Below are 21,670 nucleotides of genomic sequence, written 5' to 3' on the forward strand. Positions count from 1 at the left end.
CAGGGAGGGGGGTGCCACACGGCGCACTCTCTCGGTTCTCGCGTTCGGCAGGCGGGCGCTCCGTTGCTAGCAGCCCGCACCCAAGAACCATCTTCCTCGGGGCTACCCCCCTCCCCCGCCCTCCCCCACAAGGGGGGAGGGAGCGCAGCTCGCCCGGCGCAACCGGCCGACGCTGCCTCCTCACCTCTGGGAGCAGTGGCATGACCGCCCTGTCTGCCCTCATCCGCCGGGATATCCGGATCGCGCTCCGCGTCGGGGGCGGGGCGTTGATTGGCGTGCTGTTCTTTCTGACCGTGGTGGTGCTGATGCCGTTTGCTGTGGGGCCGGACCTGGCACTGCTGTCGCGGCTCGGACCCGCCATCCTGTGGCTGGGGGCGCTGCTGGCGAGCCTGCTGACCCTGGACCGGCTGTTCATGGCCGACCACGAGGACGGCTCGCTCGACCTGATCACGATGAGCCGGACCCCGCTGGAACTCGCCTGCGCGTCGAAAGCGCTGGCGCATTGGCTGGCCGCCGGCCTGCCGCTGATCGTCGCAACCCCCGTGCTCGGCCTGCTGCTCAACCTCGACATGGTCGCAACCGGTGCTGTGGCGCTGACACTGCTCGCCGGCACCCCGGCGCTGACATTTACCGGGATGGTCGGTGCGGCGCTGGCGGTGACGCTGCATCGTGGCGGCTTGCTGATAGCTGTCCTGGTGCTGCCGCTGTCGATACCGGTGCTGATCTTCGGCGTCGCAGCCTCGCAGGCGGCGATCGTCGGACCCATGACGTTCGGCGCGCCGTTCTCGATCCTGTGCGCGCTGTCGCTGGTCAGTCTCGTGATCGGCCCCTTCGCGGCTGCGGCGAGCCTGAAGCATGGGCTGGATTGAGATGGGCTGGACTGACCTTGACCCCGATCAACTTTCGCTGCGGACTTTCGTGCTGATTGCGTGAGCGCTTACCGGTGATTATCAGGATACCATGACGCTGATCGACCTCGCCAACCCCACACGGTTCCTCGCGCTGACGGCGCGGCTGCTGCCATGGCTTGCGGCCGCGACCATCATCCTGCTCGCGATCGGGCTCTATCAGTCTGCCACCGCACCCGACGACTATCAGCAGGGCGCGACGGTAAAGATCATGTTCATCCACGTGCCTAATGCCTGGCTGTCGATGTTCGTATGGGGCGTGATGAGCATTGCCTCGCTCGGCACGCTGGTGTGGCGGCATCCGCTTGCCGACGTCGCCGCCAAAGCGGCCGCCCCGATCGGCGCCAGCTTCACCTTCCTTGCGCTGCTCACGGGCTCGCTGTGGGGCCGGCCGATGTGGGGCACCTATTGGGAATGGGACGCGCGGCTGACCTCGGTGCTGATCCTGTTCCTGATGTATCTCGGCCTGATGGCGCTGTGGCGCGCGGTCGACGAGCCCTCCCGCGCGGCGCGCGCCGCCGCCGTGCTGACCCTAGTCGGCGCCATCAACCTGCCCATCATCAAGTTCTCGGTCGACTGGTGGAACACGCTGCACCAGCCGGCCTCGGTGATGCGGATGGGCGGCTCGTCGCTCGACAGATCATTCCTGATTCCGTTGCTGGTGATGGCGGTCGCGTTTACCCTGCTGTTCGTCACGCTGCATCTGGCTGCGATGCGCAACGAGATTTTGCGACGGCGCGTGCGGTCCCTGCAGATGATGCAGGCGAGCCGTGTGGCGTTTGCAGAAGTCGGCACCGGCTCGCGTGAAGGCAGCACGTCAAAAGAAGCTGGGGCTGCATGATCATGTCGCTCGGTCCCTATGCGTCTTTCATCGTGACATCCTATGCCGCGGCCGCCCTTGTGGTCGTGATCCTGATCGGCTGGATCGTGCTCGATCATCGTAGCCAGACACAGCGCCTGCGCGAGCTCGAGCGCAGCGGCGTGACCCGCCGCTCCGGCCGTAGCGCGACGGATCGGCCATGAGAGATCGAGCATGAGAGATCAATCATGAGCGAGCAATCGACGTCCGCTCCGCCGCAGCGCCGCACCTTCCTGATGGTGCTGCCGCTGATCGCCTTCATCGGCTTGGCGCTGCTGTTCTGGTTCCGGCTCGGCAGCGGCGATCCCTCGCGAATTCCGTCTGCGCTGATCGGACGCCCCGCGCCGCAAACCACGCTGCCGCCGCTCGAGGGATTGCAGGCTGACAATGTGCAGATCCCCGGCCTCGATCCCGCCGCGTTCAAGGGCAAGGTCAGCCTCGTCAATGTCTGGGCGTCCTGGTGCGTGCCGTGCCACGACGAGGCGCCGCTGCTGACCGAATTGGCAAAAGACAAGCGCTTCCAGCTCGTCGGTATCAACTACAAGGATGCCGCCGACAATGCGCGGCGCTTCCTGGGGCGCTACGGCAACCCGTTCGGCCACGTCGGCGTCGATGCCAACGGCCGCGCCTCGATCGAATGGGGTGTCTATGGCGTGCCGGAGACCTTTGTCGTCGGTCGCGAAGGCACCATCGTCTACAAGCTGGTGGGACCGATCACGCCGGAGAATTTGCGGACGGTGCTGTTGCCGCAGATGGAGAACGCGTTGAAGGCGGCGGGGAGCTAGCTCTGTCGTCAGTGTGAGCGAAGGACCCAACCCCAAACACCGCTGTCATGCCCCGGCTTGACCGGGGCATCCAGTACGCCGCGGCCTCTCCGTATCTCACAACCGTCTCTGGAATACTGGATCGCCCCGGCGATGACAGTTGAGTGTGTGGCCGCAACCGGCAATGATGAGTTGAGAGCTCAACCCTTCCTCACATCGCCCGCCTCGGCCTCGCTCGCTTCCAGCGACGCCGGCTCAAGGTGATAGCGCTTGGTCAGCGGCATCTGGGCGATGGCGAAGATCATGGTGATCGGCGTGACGCCGAACACCTTGAAGTTGACCCAGAAGTCGGTGCTCTGGGTGCGCCAGACGATCTCGTTCAACACCGCCATGCCGGCGAAGAACAGCGCCCAGCGCAGCGTCAGGATGCGCCAGCCCTGCGGCGTCAAATTGAACATCTGGTCGAACATGACGGCGATGAAGGAGCGGCCGAACAACAGGCCGCCGCCGAGGATCGCGGCGAACAAAGCGTAGATGATGGTCGGCTTGAGCTTGATGAAGGTCTCGTCGTGGAGCACCAAGGTCAGCGTGCCGAACACCAGCACGATGACGCCCGTCACGATCGCCATGATCGGAATGTGGCGCGTCACCACATAGGAGGCGATCATCGCCGCGACGATCGCGACCATGAAGGCGCCGGTCGCTGCGAACAGATTGAACTTCGCATTGACGAAGAAGAACACGAGCAGCGGGCCGAGCTCGGTCGCAAGCTTGAACAGCGGATGCGGCTGGGTCTTGTCCATTCTTCAGCTTTCGATTCCGGCAATGGCGCGGGCGAAATCACGCGCGGTGAACGGCGCGAGATCGTCGACGCCTTCGCCGACGCCGATGAAATGCACCGGCAGTTTGAATTTCTCCGCGAGCGCCACCAGAATGCCGCCGCGGGCGGTGCCGTCGAGCTTCGTCATCACGAGACCGGTGACCCCTGCGGTGCGATGGAAGGCCTCGACCTGCGACAGCGCGTTCTGGCCGACAGTGGCGTCCAGCACAAGCAGCACCGCATGCGGTGCAGTCGCGTCCACCTTGCGGATGACGCGCACGACCTTTTCGAGCTCGTTCATCAGCTCGGCCTTGTTCTGAAGCCGCCCGGCGGTGTCGATCAGGAGCAGGTCGACGGCCTGCTCCTTCGCCGCCGTCAGCGCGTTGAAGGCGAGGCTCGCCGAATCCGAGCCTTGCGCGCCTGATATGACGGGCGTCCTGGTGCGCTCGCCCCAGACCTTGAGCTGTTCGATCGCCGCCGCGCGAAAGGTGTCGCCGGCGGCCAGCATCACCTTGCGGCCTTCGGACGCGAATTTTTGCGAGAGTTTTCCGATGGTGGTGGTCTTGCCGGAGCCGTTGACGCCGACCACGAGGATGACGAACGGCTTCTTGCCGGCGTCGATCTCGAGCGGCTTCGCCACCGCCGCCAGCACCTTCTCGACCTCGGTCGCGACGACGTCCTTGACCTCGTCCGCCGAGATCGCCTTGTCGTAGCGTCCCGTGCCAACCGCATCCGCGATCCGCACCGCGACCGAGGTGCCGAGGTCGGCGCGCAGCAGCACGTCCTCGATATCGTCGAGCATGGCGCGGTCGAGCTTGCGCTTGGTGACGAGGTCGGCGACCGCGGTCCCGAGCGAGGACGAGGTGCGCTTCAGCCCGTCGGACAGGCGGCGCCACCAGCTCAGCTTGGGGGTCTCGGGGGTGGTATCGTTCATGGTGGCGGTGTGTTAGCCGTTCCGGCTCGCAAACGAAAGTCTTGACCGAAAGTCCTGCAATTGCTCGATGTTCCCGAATTGACGGCCGACGAAATCCTGGCGCGCGTGCTCCATCGCGACGGATTGATGCTGGTCATCGACAAGCCGGCCGGCCTGCCGGTGCATCGCGGACCCAAGGGCGGTGCCAATCTGGAAACCTCCTTCGAGGCGCTTCGTTTCGGCCTGCCGCGGCCGCCGGTGCTGGCCCACCGGCTGGACAAGGACACCTCGGGTTGCCTCGTGCTCGGCCGCCATCGCAAGGCGACGGCGTCGCTCGGCCTGCTGTTCAAGCATGGCAAGATCGGCAAGACCTACTGGACCATCGTCGAGAGCGGCCCCACCGAGGACGAAGGCACCATCGACATGCCGCTCGGACGGCTGAACGCCGAGCGAGGCTGGTGGCAGAAGCCCGATCCCGAGGGCCAGAAGGCCATCACCAACTGGAAGGTGATGGGCCGGGGCGATGGCCTGACCTGGCTCGCCATGGAACCGGTGACCGGGCGGACCCATCAATTGCGGGTGCATTCGTCGGCGACCGGCTGGCCGATCTTCGGCGACAACATTTACGGCAACGGCCCGCGCTTCGGCGAGCCGAAGCTGCACCTGCATTCCCGCGAGATCGTGGTACCGATCTCCCGCAACAAGGAGCCGGTCCGCGTGGTGGCGCCTGCCCCGCCCCACATGCACGAGCGGCTCCGCGCCTGCGGGTGGAACGGGGAGTAGCCCGACTGCTCGCCCCTCATGGTGAGGAGGCCGCGCAGCGCCCCCTATAGTTTACGAAACGTTCAGTGCTCGTCTCTAATGATAGCGGTTGCTTAGAACAAGCTTCCGTCAATCTGCTCAGGACGAGCTGCGCGTCATGTCCACGGCCGAGTTATCGATCATCGACGAGGTCGAGTCCGCGCTTCGGACTGGCTCGGCGGAAAAGGGCCTGGCAACAGCCCGCCGCGTCACCGACCTGTTCCTGTCCTCCGCCGGCAGTTTCGACGACGAGCAGATCGCACTGTTTGACGACGTGCTCGATCGCCTGATCGGCACCATCGAGCTCCGCGCCATCGCCGACATGGGCGCGCGCGTAGCGCTCGCCGAGATCAGCGCGCAGCTCGCGCCGATCGCGCAGGCGCCGCCATCGGTCATTCGCCGCCTCGCCAACAATGACGAAATCCGCATCGCTGGTCCCGTGCTGCAGGAATCCGCGCGCCTCGACGACGGCGCGCTGGTGCAGATCGCATCATCCAAGGGCGAGCCGCATCTGCTCGCGGTCGCCGGACGCTGGTGGCTGAAGGAGATCGTCACCGATGCATTGCTGGCGCGACGTTATCCCAGCGTCAGCCGGCGGCTCGCCGCCAATCCCGGCGCGCGCGTCTCCGGAAGCGGATTTGCCGTCATCGTCGGACAGGCGGAGGCCGATCCCGAGCTCGCTGTCAGCGTCGGCGTCCGCGTCGATTTGCCGTCAGACCTGCGCCGTCAATTGCTGCGCTCGGCGAGCGAGGCCGTGCGGACCCGCCTGTTGTCGCGCGCGCCGCCGCATCTGTTCGAGGAGATCCAGAGCGCGATCGCCGCAGTCACCGTCGGTGTCGAGCGCGAGATGTCGGGTGTCCGCGATTTCGAAGGCGCCAAGCGCGCCGTCGCAGGTCTCAGGGCGACCGGCCAGCTCAGCGAAGCGACGCTGCTCGGCTTCGCAACACAGCGCCGTTATGAAGAAGCGGTGGCCGCATTGGCGGCATTGTCGGGATCGACTGTCGAAGTCATCCGCCCGCTGATGCAAAGCCTGCGCGAGGACGGCCTGCTGGTGCCGTGCAAGGCAGCGCAGCTCAGCTGGGAAACCACCGCCGCCGTGCTCGAAAGCCGCTTTGCGAGCGGCGCGATGAAGCCGGCCGATATCGCAAGGGCTCAAAGCCATTACGCGCGCATGACCCCGGAGAATGCGCGGCGGACGCTGCGCTTCTGGCAGGTGCGGGCGTTGTAGTTTTTCCCTCTCCCCTTGTGGGAGAGGGTGGCTCGCCGCGCAGCGGCGAGACGGGTGAGGGGTCTCTCTCCGCGAGTCCACATTGAGTTGAGTACGCGGAAGCAACCCCTCATCCGGCGCTTCGCGCCACCTTCTCCCACAAGGGGAGAAGGGAAGGAAGCATCACACCGTCAGCCGCGCGCCATCGCGACCGGCAATCCGCAGCGACACCACACTCCCCACACGCTCGCCCGCAATCGCCACCGGCAGATAATGCTCCGTCCGTCCCTGACCGTCGCTCTCGATCAGCACCTCACGCGTGGCGCCTATCTCGGCTTGCAGCCGCTGCAGGAGCGCGGTCTCACCGGCCGAGCGCAGCCTCTTCGCACGCTCTCTGATTGCACCGCCCGCCACCTGTGGCATCCGCGCGGCCGGCGTGCCGGGACGCGGCGAATAGGGGAAGACGTGGAGGAACGTCAGGCCGCATTGCTCGACCAGATCGAGCGAGCGCGAGAACATCTCCTCGGTCTCGGTCGGAAAGCCCGCGATGATGTCGGCCCCCAGCGCGATATCCGGGCGCAGCCGGCGGACCTGGTCGCAGAACGCGATGGCGTCGCCGCGCGTATGCCGCCGCTTCATGCGCTTCAAGATCATGTCGTCGCCGGACTGCAGCGACAGGTGCAGATGCGGCATCAGCCGCGAATCCTCAGCAATTGCATCCAACAGATCGCTGTCCGCCTCGATCGAATCGATAGAGGAGATGCGCAGGCGCCTCAGCTCCGGCACATGCCGCAAAATCTGCTTCGTCAGCATGCCGAGCTTGGGCGTGCCCGGCAGGTCAGTGCCGTAGCTGGTGAGGTCGACGCCCGTCAGCACGATCTCGGCATGGCCGCGCTCGGCCAATGCCCGGACCTGATCGACCACGGCGCCCATCGGCACCGAGCGCGAATTGCCGCGCCCGAACGGAATGATGCAAAAGGTGCAGCGATGGTCGCAGCCGTTCTGCACCTGCACGAACACGCGGGGCAGCCCGCTCGCAAAGCCGTCGATGAGATGCGGCGCCATCTCCTTCACCGCCATGATGTCGCTGACGGCGATTTTTTCGCTCGTACCGAGATCGAACGCCGTACGCGCCTCGCGCCACGCAGACGACCGCATCTTGTCGTCATTGCCGACGACGCGATCGACCTCGGCCATCTCGGCGAACATGCCGCTTTGCGTCTGCGCCGCGCAACCGGTGACGACGATGCGCGCTCCCGGCCGCTCGCGCTTCAATTTGCGGATCGACTGCCTCGCCTGCGCCACCGCTTCGTTGGTGACGGCGCAGCTGTTGATGACGATGGCATCTGAAAGGCCCGCGCCCTCGGCCTCGCGGCGGATCACCTCGGCCTCGAAAGCATTGAGGCGGCATCCGAAGGTGACGATGTCGACGCTCATCACCCGACCGGCGCGAACAGCGCCGGATCGAAACGGCCTTCATATTCGAAGGTCGCCGTGCCCGTCATCAGCACGTGATCGTCGCGCTCGCGCCATTCGATCCCGAGCTTGCCGCCGGGCAGCGTGATCTCGACATTGCGCTCGGCGCGCTTCAGCCGCGCCGCCGCGACCGCCGTGGCACATGCGGCCGAGCCGCAGGCCCTGGTCAGGCCGGCGCCGCGCTCCCAGGTGCGGATCGTGATGTGCTGGGGATCGACGATATGGGCTAGCGTGATGTTGGCGCGCTCCGGGAAGATCGGATGGTTCTCCAGCAGCGGACCGAAACGCTCGAGGTCGTAGGCGTTGACGTCATCGACCCAGAAGATCGCATGCGGATTGCCCATGCTGACCACCGAGGGCGAATGCAGGATCGGATTGTCGATCGGGCCGATCTGCAATTCGATGTAGCGGGTGTCACGAAATTCCTGGTCGAGCGGAATGTCCTGCCAGCCGAACTTCGGCGCGCCCATGTCCACCGTATAAAGATCCGGCGCCGGACCCTGCCAGGCATTGAGCAGGCCCGCGGCCGTCTCGAACGTTGCCGTGCTCTGGCCGGTCTTTTCGAAGATGCGCCGCACGACGCAGCGCATGCCGTTGCCGCAGGCGCCGGCCTCGGAGCCGTCTCTGTTGTAGATGCTGATGAACGCTTCGGTGCCGTCGAAGCGCGGCTTCTGCAGCACCATGAGTTGGTCGTAGGGCACGCCGCCTCGCGGCGATGCCACCGCGCGGGCATCGTCCGGGGTGACCTTTGAGGTGGAATCGCGCATGTCGACAACGACGATCTCGTTGCCGATGCCGTTCATCTTGGCAAATGCGTGGTTGGCCAGCGCGCTCATGAAAATTCCCGAATTTCGCCTGCCTTATATGGCGATCCTTGGCCCTCTTGGCCAGTGATTTGCCGACAAGAGCCAGGACGCTGCCATGACGCATCTGTCATGGGACGAATTCGGCGCTCGCGTGTTAGAACGGCGCAATTCGCGCGATCCGGGACATGCGGCCGGGCTAAGGCTTCGGGGACGTAAGGCCTTGGCGGATAAGCTATTGGGGAGAATAAAAATGTTCAGGTTTCGTCGTCTCGTTTTGGCCGCGCTGATCCCGGCAGCGGCCTTGTCGTTTAGTCTGTCCGCCACGCTGGCCCAAACGCCGAGCCCGGCACCGGCCGCATCAGCGAGCCCCTCGCCGGCCCCGTCGGCTTCGCCCGCCCCGGCCGCGAGCGCTGCCCCCGTCGCCACGCCCTCGCCGGCGGCCAGCGCCACGCCAAGCCCTGCAACGTCCCCTGCAACCTCGCCCTCGCCAGCCGCCAGTGCGTCACCCAGCCCGGCCACTCCGCCCCCGGCTGCCGCCGCGACGCCGGCTCCCGTGCAGACGGCCGATCCTTTCGGCCAGGAGACCACGCTCGAGTCCAAGAAGGTTTTGATGGTCAAGGGCACTGCCAATTGGGACTCGGCCTTCGACACGCTGATTGACGCCTTCAAGGCGCTGAACACGCTGCTGGACAAGCAGGGCATCAAGCACGCCGGCAATTCGATGATCGTCTACACCTCGACCGACGACACCGGCTTCACCTTCCTAGCCGAGATCCCGGTCGAGCAGGCCCCGAAGAACCTGCCCAAGGACATGAGCGTCGGCAAATCGCCGGAGGGCAAGGCGCTGAAATTCGTTCATCGCGGCTCCTACGACAACATGGACAACACCTATGAGGCGATCACCAATCATCTCGACGACAAGAAGCTGGAAGCCAAGGACACCTTCATCGAGGAATACCTCACCGATCCCCTGAAGACGGCGGAGGACAAGCTCGTGATCAATGTTTTCGTGCCGCTGAAGTGAAACCGATGAAAAAGCCTGCCATCCTTTTGACCTCCCTTGTTGCGTCCTTTGCCGCCACGATGCTGGCAACGCCTGCGCTCGCCGACGATTTTCCGTCCGCGATTTCGGTGAGCGGCGAAGCCACGATCTCCGCCGCGCCTGATCTGGCGCAGATCGACGCCGGCGTCGCCAACGACGCCAAGTCTGCGAAGGAAGCCTCCGACGCCAACAACGCCGCGATGGGCAAGGTGCTGCTGGCGCTGAAGGGCGCAGGCATTGACGAGAAGGACTACCAGACCTCGCGGCTGTCGCTGCAGCCGCAATACGGCCAGAACAAATCCACCGGCGCCTCGCCCGTGGTCGGCTTCCGCGCCTCAAACCGCGTCACCGTGAAGATCCGCGACGTGACCAAGGTCGCCGCCATCATCGACACGCTGGTCGGCGCCGGCGCCAATGATATCGGCAACATCTCCTTCGAGGTTACGCAGGCCTCGAAACTGCTCGACGATGCCCGCGAGAAAGCTGTCGCAGACGCCCGCCGCAAAGCGGAGATCTACGCCAAGGCGACCGGCGTCACGCTGGGTGCACCGCTCAGCGTCTCCGAAGGCGGCGCCCCGATGCCGCTGTTCAAGGGACGCATGGCCGCAGCTCCCATGGCCGTACCGCAGGCCGCGGTCGCGCCGGGCGAGGAAACGCTAGCGGTGACGGTGAATGTGAGCTGGGCGATCAAGGCGAAAGAGCAGTAGGGGCAGCTGCCGCTACAGACTCGATTGTCGTCCCGGCCGCAATTGCGCACTAGGCCGGGACGACAGCGGGTTCGAAGCGACGGCGAAGCTAGATCTCCACCACCTGCCCCGGCTTCATCGCCACAAATCTTTCCTGCGGAACCTTCGCGGCATCGAGCGCCTCGACCAGCGCTTTCGCCGGCGCATCGATTGCTTCATCGGTCAGCTGAAACGTGCCGTGGTGATGCCCGAGTGCGGCTTGCGCGCCGCAATCCGCGAGCGCCTTCACCGCGTCTTCCGGGTTCATGTGCTGGTCGTGCATGAACCAGCGCGGCTCATAGGCGCCGATCGGGAGGATCGCCAGGCGGAGCGGCCCGTGCCTCTCGGCGACGCGGCGGAAATGCCCGCCATCGCCGTAGCCGGAATCGCAGACGACGTAGATTTTCCCCGCAGGCGTCTCCAGCACGAAACTCGCCCACAGCGCCTTGTTGCGATCGAACATGCCGCGCGCCGACCAGTGCCGGGTCGGCACCAGGGTCACGGCGATACCGCCGCCGAGCTCGACGCGATCATGCCAGTCGAACGCTTCCACCTTGATCGTCGCATCGGTGCTGCGCATCGTGACGTCATTGCCGAGCGGGGTCACCACACGCGGCGCAAAATTCTTGGCGAGCCGCGACAGCGTCGCCATGTCGAGATGATCGTAATGGCCGTGCGAGACCAGCACGACATCGATCTTCGGCAGCTTGTCGAACGCAATGCCGGGATCGTTGTGCCGTTTCGGCCCGGCGAAGCTGACGGGCGAGACCCGCGTCGACCAGACGGGATCGACGAGAATATTGAGGCCGCCGGTCTGGATCAGCCAGCTGGCGTGGCCGACGAAAGAGAGCCGCACCTTGTCGCCGTGGACGCGGTCGGGCGGGGCGTCGGCATGGGGGCTCGGCGCCCAATCCGGCCAAGTCGCGCGCTGCCGCTTGCCGCCGAATTGCCAGCGCAGGACCTCACGAAGCGATTTCGGCGGCACGCCGTCCGGATCGAAGAAGTTCAGGCCGTCGAAATGGTCGGAGACCGGGCCGTCATAGGTTTTCATGCGGGACATCCAAAGGGAGGGCACGCCGACCAATGCGCCGGCACCGGCGAGCAGTCCGAAAAGGCGGCGGCGGGTGATCGGCACGGAACTGGCTTCAAAGATGGTCGGAGGGGGAGGACATCACCGCTATATGGGCGGGGTCTGCGGAAAAGGAACCCGCCGCCGGAAAGTTCATCTTTTCAAGGCTTTGCCTTCCAAAGCAGCCCCGGCCACCCTAACTTTCCTTGACTTTCGGGCGTCAGCGGCGTTTAACCCCGGCACTTCTCGGAAAGGCTTTCTTTTCGACCCGCCGACTGGTCCCAGAGGCCAGAGGCCAACGCCCGACAGCGCGATGCGCCCTCGGGCGTGAAGGTGTTTGGATTTCTGCTCCCTCGCCCCGCGCTTGCGGGGAGAGGTGAAAAAAGGACAACGGCATTGTTCGACAATCTGTCGGAACGGCTTGGCGGCATTCTCGATCGTCTGACGGGGCGCGGTGCGCTGACCGAAAAGGACGTCGACGCCGCGATGCGCGAAGTGCGCCGCGCACTGCTGGAAGCCGACGTCGCGTTAGAGGTGGTGCGCAGCTTCACCGAGCGGGTCCGCGAGCAGGCGATCGGCGCCACCGTCGTCAAGTCGGTGACGCCAGGCCAGATGGTGGTCAAGATCGTCCATGACGAGCTGATCAACACGCTCGGCGCCGAAAGCCAGACCATCGACATCAATTCCGTGCCGCCGGTGCCGATCATGATGGTCGGTCTGCAAGGCTCCGGCAAGACCACCACCACCGCAAAGCTCGCCCGTCGCATGGTCCAGCGCGACAAGCGCAAGGTGCTGATGGCGTCGCTCGACATCTACCGTCCCGCGGCGATGGAGCAGCTGGCCGTCCTGGGCCGCGATCTCGACATTCCGACGCTGCCGATCGTCGCCGGCCAGCAGCCGGCGCAGATCGCGAAGCGCGCGCTCGAGGCCGGCAAGCTCGGCGGCTACGACGTCGTGCTGCTCGACACTGCCGGCCGTACCACGCTCGACGAAGAGATGATGGCGGAAGCGGCAGCGATCAAAGCCGCCGCCAATCCGCATGAAGTGCTGCTGGTGGCGGACAGCCTCACCGGCCAGGACGCCGTCAATCTCGCTCGCGCCTTCGACGAGCGCGTCGGCCTCACCGGTATCGTGCTGACGCGCGTGGACGGCGACGGCCGCGGCGGCGCCGCGCTGTCGATGCGCGCGGTCACCGGCAAGCCGATCAAGCTGCTCGGCACCGGCGAAAAGACCGATGCGCTGGAGGATTTCCATCCTGATCGTATCGCCGGCCGCATCCTCGGCATGGGCGACGTGGTCTCGCTGGTCGAACGCGCTGCCGCCAACATCGATGCCGAAAAGGCCGCGCGCACCGCCGAGCGCATGCGCAAGGGTCAGTTCGACCTCAACGACATGCGCGAGCAGCTGTTGCAGATGGCCAATATGGGCGGCATCAGCGGCCTGATGGGCATGATGCCCGGCATCGCCAAGATGAAGAACCAGATCGCGGCCGCCGGCATCGACGACAAGATTTTGAAGCGCCAGGTCGCGGTGATTGATTCGATGACGCGCGACGAGCGCCGTCATCCCGATTTGCTCAAGGCCAGCCGCAAGAAGCGCATCGCCGCAGGTTCCGGCCAGAGCGTCGAGCAGGTCAACAAGCTGCTCAAGATGCACCGGAACATGGCCGATATGATGAAGGCCATGGGCTCCGGCAAGCGCGGTCCGCTCGCGGGCATAGCGCAGGCGATGGGCTTTGGCGGCGGCATGAAGCCGCCTTCGCCGGAAGAGATGAAGGCGCTGCAGGAGAAGATGCAGGGTGGCGGCGGACAGGGTCTGCCCAGCCTGCCGAAGGATCTACCTGCCGGGCTGCGCCAGGGTCTGCCGAACGTTCCGGGCCTGACCGGGCTGAGCGGCAAGCCGATGCTGCCGGGTCTCGGCGGTTTCCCTGGCAAGAAGAAATGAGGAATTCGTCGCGGGAGATCGCAGCGGTCTCGCGCAACGCGGAATACCAATCAACCGAACAAAACGTACTTTGAAGGAGAACTTAGATGTCCGTCGTTATCCGTCTCGCCCGCGCTGGCACCAAGAAGCGTCCCGTCTATCACGTCGTCGTCGCCGATTCGCGCTTTCCGCGCGATGGCCGCTTCATCGAGCGTCTCGGCTATTTCAACCCGCTGCTGCCGAAGGACAACGAGACCCGGCTGAAGCTCGACATGGACAAGGTGAAGGCCTGGCTCGCCAAGGGCGCGCAGCCGTCGGACCGTGTATCGCGCTTCCTCGACGCCGCCGGCGTCAAGAAGCGCGAAGTGCGCAACAACCCCGAGAAGGCCGTGCCGCGCAAGGAGCGCAAGGCGCAGGCCGAAGCCGCCGCGAAGGGTTAAGGCCAGATCATGCCGGCGCTGGTCTGCGTCGCGCGGATCGGCGCCGCGCATGGTGTGCGCGGCGCGGTCAAACTGTGGACCTTCACGGAAGATCCGTTTGCCGTGCGGAGCTACGGTCTGCTTTCGTCCAAGGACGGCAAGCGCCAGTTCGAGGTCGCAACGGCGCGCGCGGCCAAGGATCATCTGGTTGCAACGTTCAAGGGCGTCACGACTCGCGATGAGGCCGAGCGCCTCAACGGCATCGAGCTCTACGTCGCGCGCGAAAAGCTGCCCGCGACGGACGAGGGCGAATATTACCACACCGATCTGATCGGGCTCGCCGCCGTCACCATGGCCGGCGATGCGCTCGGCCGCGTGCTCGCGATCCACAATTTCGGCGCCGGTGACATCATCGAGATTGCGCCGCCCACAGGCACCACGATGCTGCTGCCGTTCACCGATGCGGTGGTGCCGGAGGTCGACATCGCCGGCGGCCGCGTCGTGATCGCGCTGCCGCAGGAGATCGCGGGCGAGGATCCCTCCCCGGGTCGTCCCGGCGAAGGCCGAGACCCATAACCACAGTGCCAGAATTTTTAGCTAAGCTGATCGCGCCAGCCGTCGCCAAACGAAGTGCGGTGGTTCTGGGTCCCGGATCTGCGCTCCGCTTGTCCGGGACGACAATAACTGAGATCCGATGACCAACCCCTCACCCTGGCGCGCGACGGTGCTGACGCTGTTTCCGGAGATGTTTCCGGGGCCGCTGGGCGTGAGCCTGGCCGGCCGGGCGCTGGCTGGCGGGCTCTGGGAGCTGGAGGCGCGGGACATCCGGGCCTCGGCCACCGACCGCCACCGCAGTGTCGATGACACCCCGGCCGGCGGCGGACCGGGCATGGTGCTTCGGGCCGATGTTCTGGCGGCCGCGATCGATGCCGCCGGGATCGGGCCGGACCGGCCGAAACTGCTGATGAGCCCGAGGGGTCGGCCATTGACCCAGGCCCGGGTTCTCGAACTCGCCAAGGGCCCGGGTCCTCTGATCGTCTGCGGGCGGTTCGAGGGGGTGGACCAGCGCGTGATCGACGGGCGGGGCCTGGAGGAGGTCTCGATTGGGGATTACGTCCTCTCCGGCGGCGAAATCGCGGCCTTGGCCCTGATCGACGCCTGTGTTCGGCTGCTTCCGGGCGTGATGGGCAAGGAGGCCTCGGGAACCGAGGAAAGCTTCTCGGACGGCCTGCTCGAATACCCCCAATACACCCGGCCGCAGCGGTTCGAGGGAACCCCGATTCCGGAGATCCTGACCTCCGGTGACCATGCCAAGGTCGCCAGCTGGCGGCGGGAGGAATCCGAGGCCCTGACCGCGGCCCGGCGACCGGATTTGTGGGCCCGGATCCCGAGCAAAGTCCCGAATCGGGGCGGACGCCAAAAAACGCCAAAAAACAAGACAGACGGGTGACAAACGCTCCGGCTTGCCTTATAGCAGCGGCCACATCCGCAATGGCTGGATAAACGAATTTCGCGCAGCCCCCGTTTTCCAAGGCTGGGCGCGCCGATGGAGATTTACCCATGAACCTGATCCAACAGCTCGAAAAAGAGCAATTCGACAAGCTCTCCGCCAACAAGGAGATTCCGGAATTCGGCCCCGGCGATACCGTGATCGTCAACGTGAAGGTCGTCGAAGGCGACCGCACCCGCGTGCAGGCCTATGAAGGCGTTTGCATCGGCCGTTCCGGCGGCGGTCTCAACGAGAGCTTCACGGTGCGTAAGATTTCGTACGGCGAAGGCGTGGAGCGCGTGTTCCCGGTGATGTCGCCGATGATCGACTCGATCAAGGTGGTGCGCCGCGGCAAGGTGCGTCGCGCCAAGCTCTATTATCTCCGCAACCTTCGCGGCAAGTCGGCCCGCATCGTCGAGAAGAAGCAGGACCGTCCGGCTGCCGTCAACGAGTAAGCTCCGCTTACAGGCGAGTTTCCAAAAGCGCGGGGCCAACCCCGCGCTTTTTTGTTGCGTCAGCCGTGCGCGTCAAAGCCCTCGCGATTCCGGTTCGGCCTGCTATATATTCTTGGAATGTTTCCAGATTTGACCAGCCTCTCGCCCGTCAAGCGCGTCGTCATCGACGATCGCTCGCGGCTGCCTGGCCGGTTCTTCGGACGCTTCGCGACCTCGGCAACGTCAGAGCTTACGCGCGCAGCCTAAAAGCTGCGCTGACGATTTTGTTGCCCGCGCGCTATCCGCGCAACCCGCTCTACACAACATTCCTGGAGCTGACGCTCATGTCCAAGCCGACCACATTGTACGACAAGATCTGGAACGACCATCTGGTGCACGAAGCCGAGGACGGCACCTGCCTGCTCTATATCGATCGCCATCTGGTGCACGAGGTCACTTCACCGCAGGCGTTCGAAGGCTTGCGCGCCACCGGACGCAAGGTGCGCGCGCCGGAGAAGACGCTGGCCGTCGTCGACCACAACGTGCCGACCACCGACCGCACCAAGCCGAACCCCGACCCTGAAAGCATCGAGCAGATCAAGGCACTGGCCGACAACGCCCGGGAATTCGGCATCGAATATTACGACGAGTTCGACAAGCGTCAGGGCGTCGTCCATGTCATCGGCCCCGAGCAGGGCTTTACGCTGCCCGGCACCACCATCGTCTGCGGTGACAGCCACACCTCGACGCATGGTGCGTTCGGCGCGCTCGCGCACGGCATCGGCACGTCGGAAGTCGAACATGTGCTGGCGACGCAGACGCTGATCCAGAAGAAGGCGAAGAACATGCGCGTCACTGTCGACGGCAAATTGCCGGATGGCGTGACGGGCAAGGACATCATCCTCGCCATCATCGGCGAGATCGGCACCGCGGGCGGTACCGGCTACGTGCTCGAATACGCCGGCGACGCGATCCGTGCGCTCAGCATGGAAGGCCGCATGACGGTCTGCAACATGTCGATCGAAGGCGGTGCACGCGCCGGACTGGTCGCGCCGGACCAGAAGGCGTTCGACTTCCTGCGCGGCCGCCCGAAGGCACCGAAGGGCGCCGACTGGGACGCGGCGATGCGTTACTGGGAGAAGCTGCGCTCGGACGAGGGCGCGCATTTCGACCACGAGCTGCGGCTCGATGCCGCGAAGCTGCCGCCGATCGTGACCTGGGGCACGAGCCCTGAAGACGTGATCTCGGTCACCGGCAGCGTGCCCGATCCCGACAAGATCGCGGACGAGGCCAAGCGCCTGTCGAAGCACCGCGCGCTGAAATACATGGGCCTGACCGCGGGGACGAAGATCACCGACATCAAGCTCGACCGCATCTTCATCGGCTCCTGCACCAACGGCCGGATCGAGGATCTGCGCGCCGCCGCCAAGATCGCGGAAGGCAAGCAGGTCGCAGGCGGCGTCAACGCCATGGTCGTGCCGGGCTCCGGCCTCGTGAAGGAGCAGGCCGAGGCTGAAGGTCTGGACAAGATCTTCATCAAGGCCGGCTTCGAATGGCGCGAGCCCGGTTGCTCGATGTGCCTCGCGATGAACCCCGACAAGCTGGCTCCGGAAGAGCGCTGCGCCTCGACCTCGAACCGCAACTTCGAGGGCCGCCAGGGCTTCAAGGGCCGCACCCATCTGGTGTCGCCGGCGATGGCCGCAGCCGCTGCGATCGCGGGTCACTTCGTCGACATCAGGGAGTGGCGGTAAGCTGCTCCCTGCAATTTGAGTGATTGCGGCAAACCGCCGTTAATCGGCAGCGCCGACACTGTGTCCTCGCGAGCGTTTCGCGAGGACACCAGCTCATGGCCAGCAAGCCTGAATATGTCGATCTGATCAGCGCGGCGACGCCCCAGCACCGGCGGCGCGCGGCACCGCTGCGCATGGTCGCCAAGCCCGAGGTCGAGGAGGCCTCGAAGCTCAGCCGCTGGCCGCCGGCGATGTTCAAGCAATGGAAGCTGGAGAACCTCACGCGCTGGACGTCGGCGACGTGGAAACTGAAGGATTGGCTTTAGGCCACCGGATGAACAAGGGCGCCGTCGAGGCGCCCTTTTCATTTCGGTCGTGCTTACCAATAGCGATACGGATGGTGCCAGCGATGCCAGCGGCAGACGCGGCGCGGGCCGTAATAGGTCCAGATGACCCGGCAGCGGCGCGGATGGCTGTAATAGGGATAGTAGCCACCATAGTAGCGCCGGTGGAAATGGCGATGGCCGTAATAGGCGGGACGATAGATGCCGTAGCGATGGAATCCGCCTCCGCCATAGTGGCGAACTCCGCCGTAACGATAGCCGCCGCCATGAAAGGCGGGTGCGGCCCGGAAGCCACCAGCGTGGGAACCACCGCCGCGGAAGCCACCGATATGTCCTCCGCCACCGTGGAAGCCGCCTCCACCGTGGAAACCGCCGCCGCCATGAAAGCCGCCGCCATGTCCACCACCACCGCCGCCGCCGTGGCGAACCTGGATCATGTCGTCACTTGCGGCCTTCGCCGCAGGCAACGCGGTCGGATTGACTGGTGTCATCGCTTCAGCGCGGCGCGTCGTGCCGGCCGACAACATCAGCGTCGCGGCGGCCGCAATTCCGAGCAAGCGCATCCGGCTTGCCTTGAGACCCAATATCCTCAGCATCGACTTCTCCCTGAATCTGGACAGCGGAGTTGCGACGCTCGCTCCCGGCTCGCGTCATCCGTGTTCATTGGCGGTCGCTCCCGAGATTAAATTACGGACAGCGACGTGAACCCATCATGAATGAACGGCATTCCGCGGAAGCGCCTGCAGGCTAGTGCATCACCGCCACGGTCCATAGCCGAACACGAATGGCGCCGGCACGGCATAGGGATAGGGGCGGTAGAAGACCGGCCGCGCGTAATAATGCGGATCAGGACGCGGAGCGTAATGCATGATGTCGGGCCGCACATGTCGCCCTCCGTCGAACGCCGCGCGCCCTGCCGAGGCATCCGGCAGCTTCGTCACCCTATGCGCTGCAAAAGCGTGAGGCAGGCCTGCGGCAAGTCCGGCAGCGACGGCCAACGCGATCCATCTCATCATGACGGCCTCTGCCTGCAACATGGCGCTTCATCGGCGCGCGACGGCATCGCGCTCGTATCAGCCCCGGCGCCAGTAGCAGCTCATATGCGGCACGATCACCGTGCCGCTCGGGCGATATTCCTGCACATAGGTGGCGTTGCACTCGCGGACCGCATCGGGACCGGGATTGTAGCGGGGATAGACGCCATCCGGACTGTAATAGGGCGTGACGCGCAGGCGCGCCGGGGTCCGCTTGCGCGGCGGCGGCAGATCGTCTCGCGAGGCCGCTTGGGCCAGCCTGATCCCGGGAGCCGCGGTCTGGGCCTCCGCGCCAACGCAAAACTGCGAAAACAACCCCATGCACAGTAGCGTCAGCGCTGTTTTCGCTCGCATTTTTCTGCCCACCTGAACGTCCACTTCGAGGCCTACGCTCCCCGTTTTGACGGCGCTCGTCAACCTCGCCGCGCTTATAAAGCCGGATGCATCGCCGCGAAACCCACGCTATGAGAAGCCCATGTGGACGGAATTGAAAGCGCCCTCGCTGGCCGAGATGGAAGCGATGGCGCATGAAGTGTTCGAACGCCTGCCGGCGGAGTTTCGTAGGCTGTGCGAGGGCGTGATCATCCGCGTCGACGACTTCCCCACCGAGGAAGTCCTGGACGAGATGGCATGCGAGAGCGAGTTCGACCTGCTCGGCCTGTTCCAGGGCGTCGGCCTGCCGCAGCAGAGTTTTGCCGACGTGGCGCGGCTGCCCAACATGGTCTGGCTCTACCGCCGGCCGATCCTGGATTACTGGGCCGAGCACGACGAAAGCCTCGGCCATATCGTTCGCCACGTCCTGATCCACGAGATTGGCCATCATTTCGGCCTGTCGGACGACGATATGTCCGCGATCGAGGCTCAAGAGCCGGGTTGAGCAGAGAGCCCGGTTAGGCAGACGAGATCTGCCGAATTCGGCCTAGGATTTCCGCCCCGATCGCGATAAATACCGGTTCCCTAGACCATCCCGGGAAAGCGCAACCATGGACAAGTTCACCACGCTGGAAGGCGTCGCGGCGCCGCTGAAGATCATCAATGTCGACACCGACATGATCATTCCGAAGCAGTACCTCAAGACCATCAAGCGCACCGGCCTTGGCAAGGGGCTCTTCTCCGAGCAGCGCTACAAGGACGACGGCAGCGAGAACCCCGATTTCGTCCTCAACCAGCCCGCCTATCGCAACGCGAAGGTGCTGGTCGCCGGCGACAATTTCGGCTGCGGCTCGAGCCGCGAGCACGCGCCCTGGGCGCTGCTCGACTTCGGCATCCGCTGCGTGATCTCGACCTCGTTCGGCGACATCTTCTACAACAACTGCTTCAAGAACGGCATTCTGCCGATCCGCGTGGCCCAGGAAGACCTCGACAAGCTGTTCGACGACGCCGAGCGCGGCGCCAACGCGACGCTGACGATCGACCTGCCGAACCAGGAGATCCGCGGTCCCGACGGCGGCAAGGTCAAGTTCGAGATCGACCCGTTCCGCAAGCACTGCCTGATCAACGGCCTCGACGACATCGGCCTGACGATGGAGAAGAAGGCCTCGATCGACACCTATGAGGACAAGCTAAAGCGCGAACGCGCCTGGGCCTGATCTCAAGTTTTTGTTCAAGCCCCGGTGCTACAAGCGCCGGGGCTTTTTCTTTGTTCTGATTATCCCGTATCTTTCGAGCATGATCTTGTCGGAAAACCGCTGCACACTTTTCCGGATCATGCTCTAAGCTCCGCGCATGCTGCCCGACATCGTCACCTTCTGGCACGGCCCGATGGACGCCTTGCGCCAGACCTGTCTGCGCTCGCAGCTGGCTGCCGGCCACAAGGTCACGGTCTACAGTTTTGACACCATTCCCGGCCTGCCCGCAGGCGTCGAGAATGCCGATGCCGAAGCTATCCTGCCACATGCGTTCTCCGAACGATTGCGACCGCCGCAGCCGGACGGCAGCTGGCGCGACTGGACCACGCTTCAGTTCAGCGACTTCTTCCGCATGAAGCTGATGGCGAAGGACCTCGGCCTCTGGCTCGACGCCGACGTGCTGCTGCTCAGGCCCGTCGAGATCGATCCGGCAAAGCCCTATTTCGCGTGGGAGCGGCCGCGCCAGCTCGGCAACTCCGTGATTTACCTTCCACCTGAACACGGCATCGTTGCCGCTTTCGAAGAGCTGATGGAGCAGGAGGAGCTGACGCCGAACTGGCTGTCGCTGCGCCATCGCGTCACGTTTGCGATGCGCCGCCTGCGCGGCGGCTCGAACCGCCTCTCCGACATCCGCGTCGCGATCTTCGGGCCGGCGGCACTCACCGCGCTCGCGCGCCGCACCGGCGAGCTGCACTGCGCCTTGCCGAAGCAATCGTTCTACGCCGTGCATGCCGAGCCAAAACTGTTCTTCGATCCCTCGAGCTATCTCGGCCTCGTCACCGACCGCGACATCATCGGCCTGCATATCTCGCCCAAGGGCCGCGGCGGTGAGAAGCCGATCCCGGGCAGCCTGTATGCGTGGGCGGCGGAGCGGTTCGCATAATTTTCTCCGCTGTGCGGCGCTCTCGCGCCCGGACGCAGCGCAGCGCGAAGCGGTGCGTTGCTGAGCCGGGGCCCAGCGATGCGGCGAGATGGCTCCGGCTCTGCGAGCAGCGCTTCACGCTGCAGCGCGTCCGGGACACGAGAGCTGTATTTGATCCAGCGCAACGCGCACCTGCACCATTGTGCCTAATCTCGCTCCAATTCCGTCGTTCGAATGGAGCTTCGCATGAGCACCGCAACCAGGCCTTATCCCATTGTCCAGGACCTCATCGAGTCCTTTGCAAGCTGGCTGAAGCATCGTAAGCGCTTAGCCGCAACCCTATTGAGGCTGGCTTGACGTTTTGCGGAATCGCCACGGCATGAGGTCTTCGATGCGGCTATGGGGATGGCCGTCGAT

General features: G+C 65.0%; 26 protein-coding genes. 18 read left to right on the forward strand and 8 right to left on the reverse strand.

The annotated features are described in order from the left end of the window. Nucleotides 1-200 precede the first annotated feature (200 nt). The 4 genes from ccmB to IVB36_RS07735 all read left to right on the forward strand — a co-directional run bounded on the left by ccmB (nt 201) and on the right by IVB36_RS07735 (nt 2,552). Entirely contained in the window at nt 201-869 is a 669-nt protein-coding gene (ccmB, locus tag IVB36_RS07720) for a heme exporter protein CcmB (protein WP_018459818.1), read from the forward strand. A 91-nt stretch (nt 870-960) separates the two neighbouring features. After that, complete coding sequence (locus tag IVB36_RS07725) at nt 961-1,749, forward strand: heme ABC transporter permease (protein WP_018459817.1); 789 nt, start codon at nt 961-963, stop codon at nt 1,747-1,749. Further along, a complete protein-coding gene (gene ccmD, locus IVB36_RS07730; protein ID WP_018459816.1) occupies nt 1,746-1,931 on the forward strand; it encodes a heme exporter protein CcmD in 186 nt (61 codons plus the stop codon). Before IVB36_RS07725 ends, ccmD begins: the two co-directional genes overlap by 4 nt. Nucleotides 1,932-1,955: 24 nt before the next feature. Beyond that, nucleotides 1,956-2,552, forward strand: a complete 597-nt coding sequence (locus tag IVB36_RS07735; RefSeq protein ID WP_018459815.1) for a DsbE family thiol:disulfide interchange protein — start codon at nt 1,956-1,958, stop codon at nt 2,550-2,552. A gap of 179 nt (nt 2,553-2,731) precedes the next feature. Here the strand turns inward: IVB36_RS07735 and IVB36_RS07740 are convergent, their stop codons facing one another. Together IVB36_RS07740 and ftsY are read right to left on the reverse strand one after the other, a co-directional pair. Next, on the reverse strand, nt 2,732-3,334 hold the full coding sequence (locus IVB36_RS07740) for a septation protein A (RefSeq protein WP_007598838.1): 603 nt from the start codon (nt 3,332-3,334) through the stop codon (nt 2,732-2,734). Nucleotides 3,335-3,337: 3 nt separating this feature from the next. After that, nucleotides 3,338-4,285 (reverse strand): signal recognition particle-docking protein FtsY, encoded by a 948-nt coding sequence (gene ftsY / locus IVB36_RS07745; protein ID WP_018459814.1) that lies wholly within the window; start codon nt 4,283-4,285, stop codon nt 3,338-3,340. Between the two features lie 60 nt (nt 4,286-4,345). Between ftsY and IVB36_RS07750 the strand changes: the two genes are divergently transcribed. Then, nucleotides 4,346-5,047 carry an RNA pseudouridine synthase gene (locus IVB36_RS07750; protein ID WP_026233882.1) on the forward strand — a complete coding sequence of 234 codons (702 nt, stop codon included), beginning with the start codon at nt 4,346-4,348 and terminating at the stop codon, nt 5,045-5,047. 136 nt (nt 5,048-5,183) lie between these two features. Then, on the forward strand, nt 5,184-6,293 hold the full coding sequence (locus IVB36_RS07755; RefSeq protein ID WP_247295774.1) for a DUF2336 domain-containing protein: 1,110 nt from the start codon (nt 5,184-5,186) through the stop codon (nt 6,291-6,293). 162 nt (nt 6,294-6,455) lie between these two features. Here the strand turns inward: IVB36_RS07755 and mtaB are convergent, their stop codons facing one another. Together mtaB and dapF are read right to left on the reverse strand one after the other, a co-directional pair. Next, the gene (gene mtaB, locus IVB36_RS07760) at nt 6,456-7,709 is read right to left on the reverse strand and encodes a tRNA (N(6)-L-threonylcarbamoyladenosine(37)-C(2))-methylthiotransferase MtaB (RefSeq protein WP_247391069.1); all 1,254 of its coding nucleotides are present in this window, start codon (nt 7,707-7,709) and stop codon (nt 6,456-6,458) included. After that, on the reverse strand, nt 7,709-8,584 hold the full coding sequence (gene dapF, locus IVB36_RS07765) for a diaminopimelate epimerase (RefSeq protein WP_018459810.1): 876 nt from the start codon (nt 8,582-8,584) through the stop codon (nt 7,709-7,711). The genes mtaB and dapF overlap by 1 nt, the downstream gene beginning before the upstream one ends. A 220-nt stretch (nt 8,585-8,804) precedes the next feature. Between dapF and IVB36_RS07770 the strand changes: the two genes are divergently transcribed. Next, nucleotides 8,805-9,578, forward strand: a complete 774-nt coding sequence (locus IVB36_RS07770; protein ID WP_247391071.1) for a GyrI-like domain-containing protein — start codon at nt 8,805-8,807, stop codon at nt 9,576-9,578. 5 nt (nt 9,579-9,583) lie between these two features. Then, nucleotides 9,584-10,303, forward strand: coding sequence for an SIMPL domain-containing protein (locus IVB36_RS07775; RefSeq protein WP_018459808.1), 720 nt, complete (start codon nt 9,584-9,586; stop codon nt 10,301-10,303). Between the two features lie 88 nt (nt 10,304-10,391). Here IVB36_RS07775 and IVB36_RS07780 read toward each other — a convergent pair whose 3' ends face one another. After that, the gene (locus IVB36_RS07780) at nt 10,392-11,456 is read right to left on the reverse strand and encodes an MBL fold metallo-hydrolase (RefSeq protein ID WP_018459807.1); all 1,065 of its coding nucleotides are present in this window, start codon (nt 11,454-11,456) and stop codon (nt 10,392-10,394) included. 330 nt (nt 11,457-11,786) lie between these two features. Here IVB36_RS07780 and ffh point away from each other — a divergent pair, with 330 nt between their 5' ends. The 7 genes from ffh to IVB36_RS07815 all read left to right on the forward strand — a co-directional run bounded on the left by ffh (nt 11,787) and on the right by IVB36_RS07815 (nt 17,711). Continuing rightward, nucleotides 11,787-13,334, forward strand: coding sequence for a signal recognition particle protein (gene ffh / locus IVB36_RS07785; RefSeq protein WP_018459806.1), 1,548 nt, complete (start codon nt 11,787-11,789; stop codon nt 13,332-13,334). Between the two features lie 86 nt (nt 13,335-13,420). Further along, the gene (gene rpsP / locus IVB36_RS07790) at nt 13,421-13,753 is read left to right on the forward strand and encodes a 30S ribosomal protein S16 (RefSeq protein WP_007598827.1); all 333 of its coding nucleotides are present in this window, start codon (nt 13,421-13,423) and stop codon (nt 13,751-13,753) included. A gap of 9 nt (nt 13,754-13,762) precedes the next feature. Beyond that, a complete protein-coding gene (gene rimM / locus IVB36_RS07795) occupies nt 13,763-14,308 on the forward strand; it encodes a ribosome maturation factor RimM (RefSeq protein WP_018459805.1) in 546 nt (181 codons plus the stop codon). 118 nt (nt 14,309-14,426) lie between these two features. Continuing rightward, nucleotides 14,427-15,182, forward strand: a complete 756-nt coding sequence (gene trmD, locus IVB36_RS07800) for a tRNA (guanosine(37)-N1)-methyltransferase TrmD (protein ID WP_018459804.1) — start codon at nt 14,427-14,429, stop codon at nt 15,180-15,182. A gap of 110 nt (nt 15,183-15,292) precedes the next feature. Beyond that, a complete protein-coding gene (gene rplS, locus IVB36_RS07805) occupies nt 15,293-15,676 on the forward strand; it encodes a 50S ribosomal protein L19 (protein WP_018459803.1) in 384 nt (127 codons plus the stop codon). 323 nt (nt 15,677-15,999) lie between these two features. Further along, the gene (leuC, locus tag IVB36_RS07810) at nt 16,000-17,406 is read left to right on the forward strand and encodes a 3-isopropylmalate dehydratase large subunit (RefSeq protein WP_026233880.1); all 1,407 of its coding nucleotides are present in this window, start codon (nt 16,000-16,002) and stop codon (nt 17,404-17,406) included. A 95-nt stretch (nt 17,407-17,501) separates the two neighbouring features. Further along, nucleotides 17,502-17,711, forward strand: a complete 210-nt coding sequence (locus IVB36_RS07815) for a hypothetical protein (RefSeq protein ID WP_018459800.1) — start codon at nt 17,502-17,504, stop codon at nt 17,709-17,711. A 53-nt stretch (nt 17,712-17,764) separates the two neighbouring features. Here IVB36_RS07815 and IVB36_RS07820 read toward each other — a convergent pair whose 3' ends face one another. The 3 genes from IVB36_RS07820 to IVB36_RS07830 all read right to left on the reverse strand — a co-directional run bounded on the left by IVB36_RS07820 (nt 17,765) and on the right by IVB36_RS07830 (nt 19,084). Then, nucleotides 17,765-18,325 (reverse strand): hypothetical protein, encoded by a 561-nt coding sequence (locus IVB36_RS07820; protein WP_247391073.1) that lies wholly within the window; start codon nt 18,323-18,325, stop codon nt 17,765-17,767. 159 nt (nt 18,326-18,484) lie between these two features. Beyond that, on the reverse strand, nt 18,485-18,745 hold the full coding sequence (locus IVB36_RS07825; protein WP_026233878.1) for a hypothetical protein: 261 nt from the start codon (nt 18,743-18,745) through the stop codon (nt 18,485-18,487). Nucleotides 18,746-18,802: 57 nt separating this feature from the next. Then, nucleotides 18,803-19,084 (reverse strand): hypothetical protein, encoded by a 282-nt coding sequence (locus IVB36_RS07830; protein ID WP_018459797.1) that lies wholly within the window; start codon nt 19,082-19,084, stop codon nt 18,803-18,805. A gap of 154 nt (nt 19,085-19,238) precedes the next feature. On the opposite strand from IVB36_RS07830, the gene IVB36_RS07835 reads away from it, so the two are divergent. The 3 genes from IVB36_RS07835 to IVB36_RS07845 all read left to right on the forward strand — a co-directional run bounded on the left by IVB36_RS07835 (nt 19,239) and on the right by IVB36_RS07845 (nt 21,274). Next, on the forward strand, nt 19,239-19,640 hold the full coding sequence (locus tag IVB36_RS07835; RefSeq protein ID WP_026233877.1) for a metallopeptidase family protein: 402 nt from the start codon (nt 19,239-19,241) through the stop codon (nt 19,638-19,640). 106 nt (nt 19,641-19,746) lie between these two features. Continuing rightward, complete coding sequence (gene leuD, locus IVB36_RS07840) at nt 19,747-20,352, forward strand: 3-isopropylmalate dehydratase small subunit (protein WP_018459795.1); 606 nt, start codon at nt 19,747-19,749, stop codon at nt 20,350-20,352. A 136-nt stretch (nt 20,353-20,488) separates the two neighbouring features. Then, the gene (locus IVB36_RS07845) at nt 20,489-21,274 is read left to right on the forward strand and encodes a hypothetical protein (RefSeq protein ID WP_018459794.1); all 786 of its coding nucleotides are present in this window, start codon (nt 20,489-20,491) and stop codon (nt 21,272-21,274) included. Nucleotides 21,275-21,670 lie beyond the last annotated feature (396 nt).

Origin of the sequence: Bradyrhizobium sp. 35, from assembly GCF_023073215.1 — a bacterium.
Taxonomy (GTDB): Bacteria; Pseudomonadota; Alphaproteobacteria; order Rhizobiales; family Xanthobacteraceae; genus Bradyrhizobium; species Bradyrhizobium canariense_D.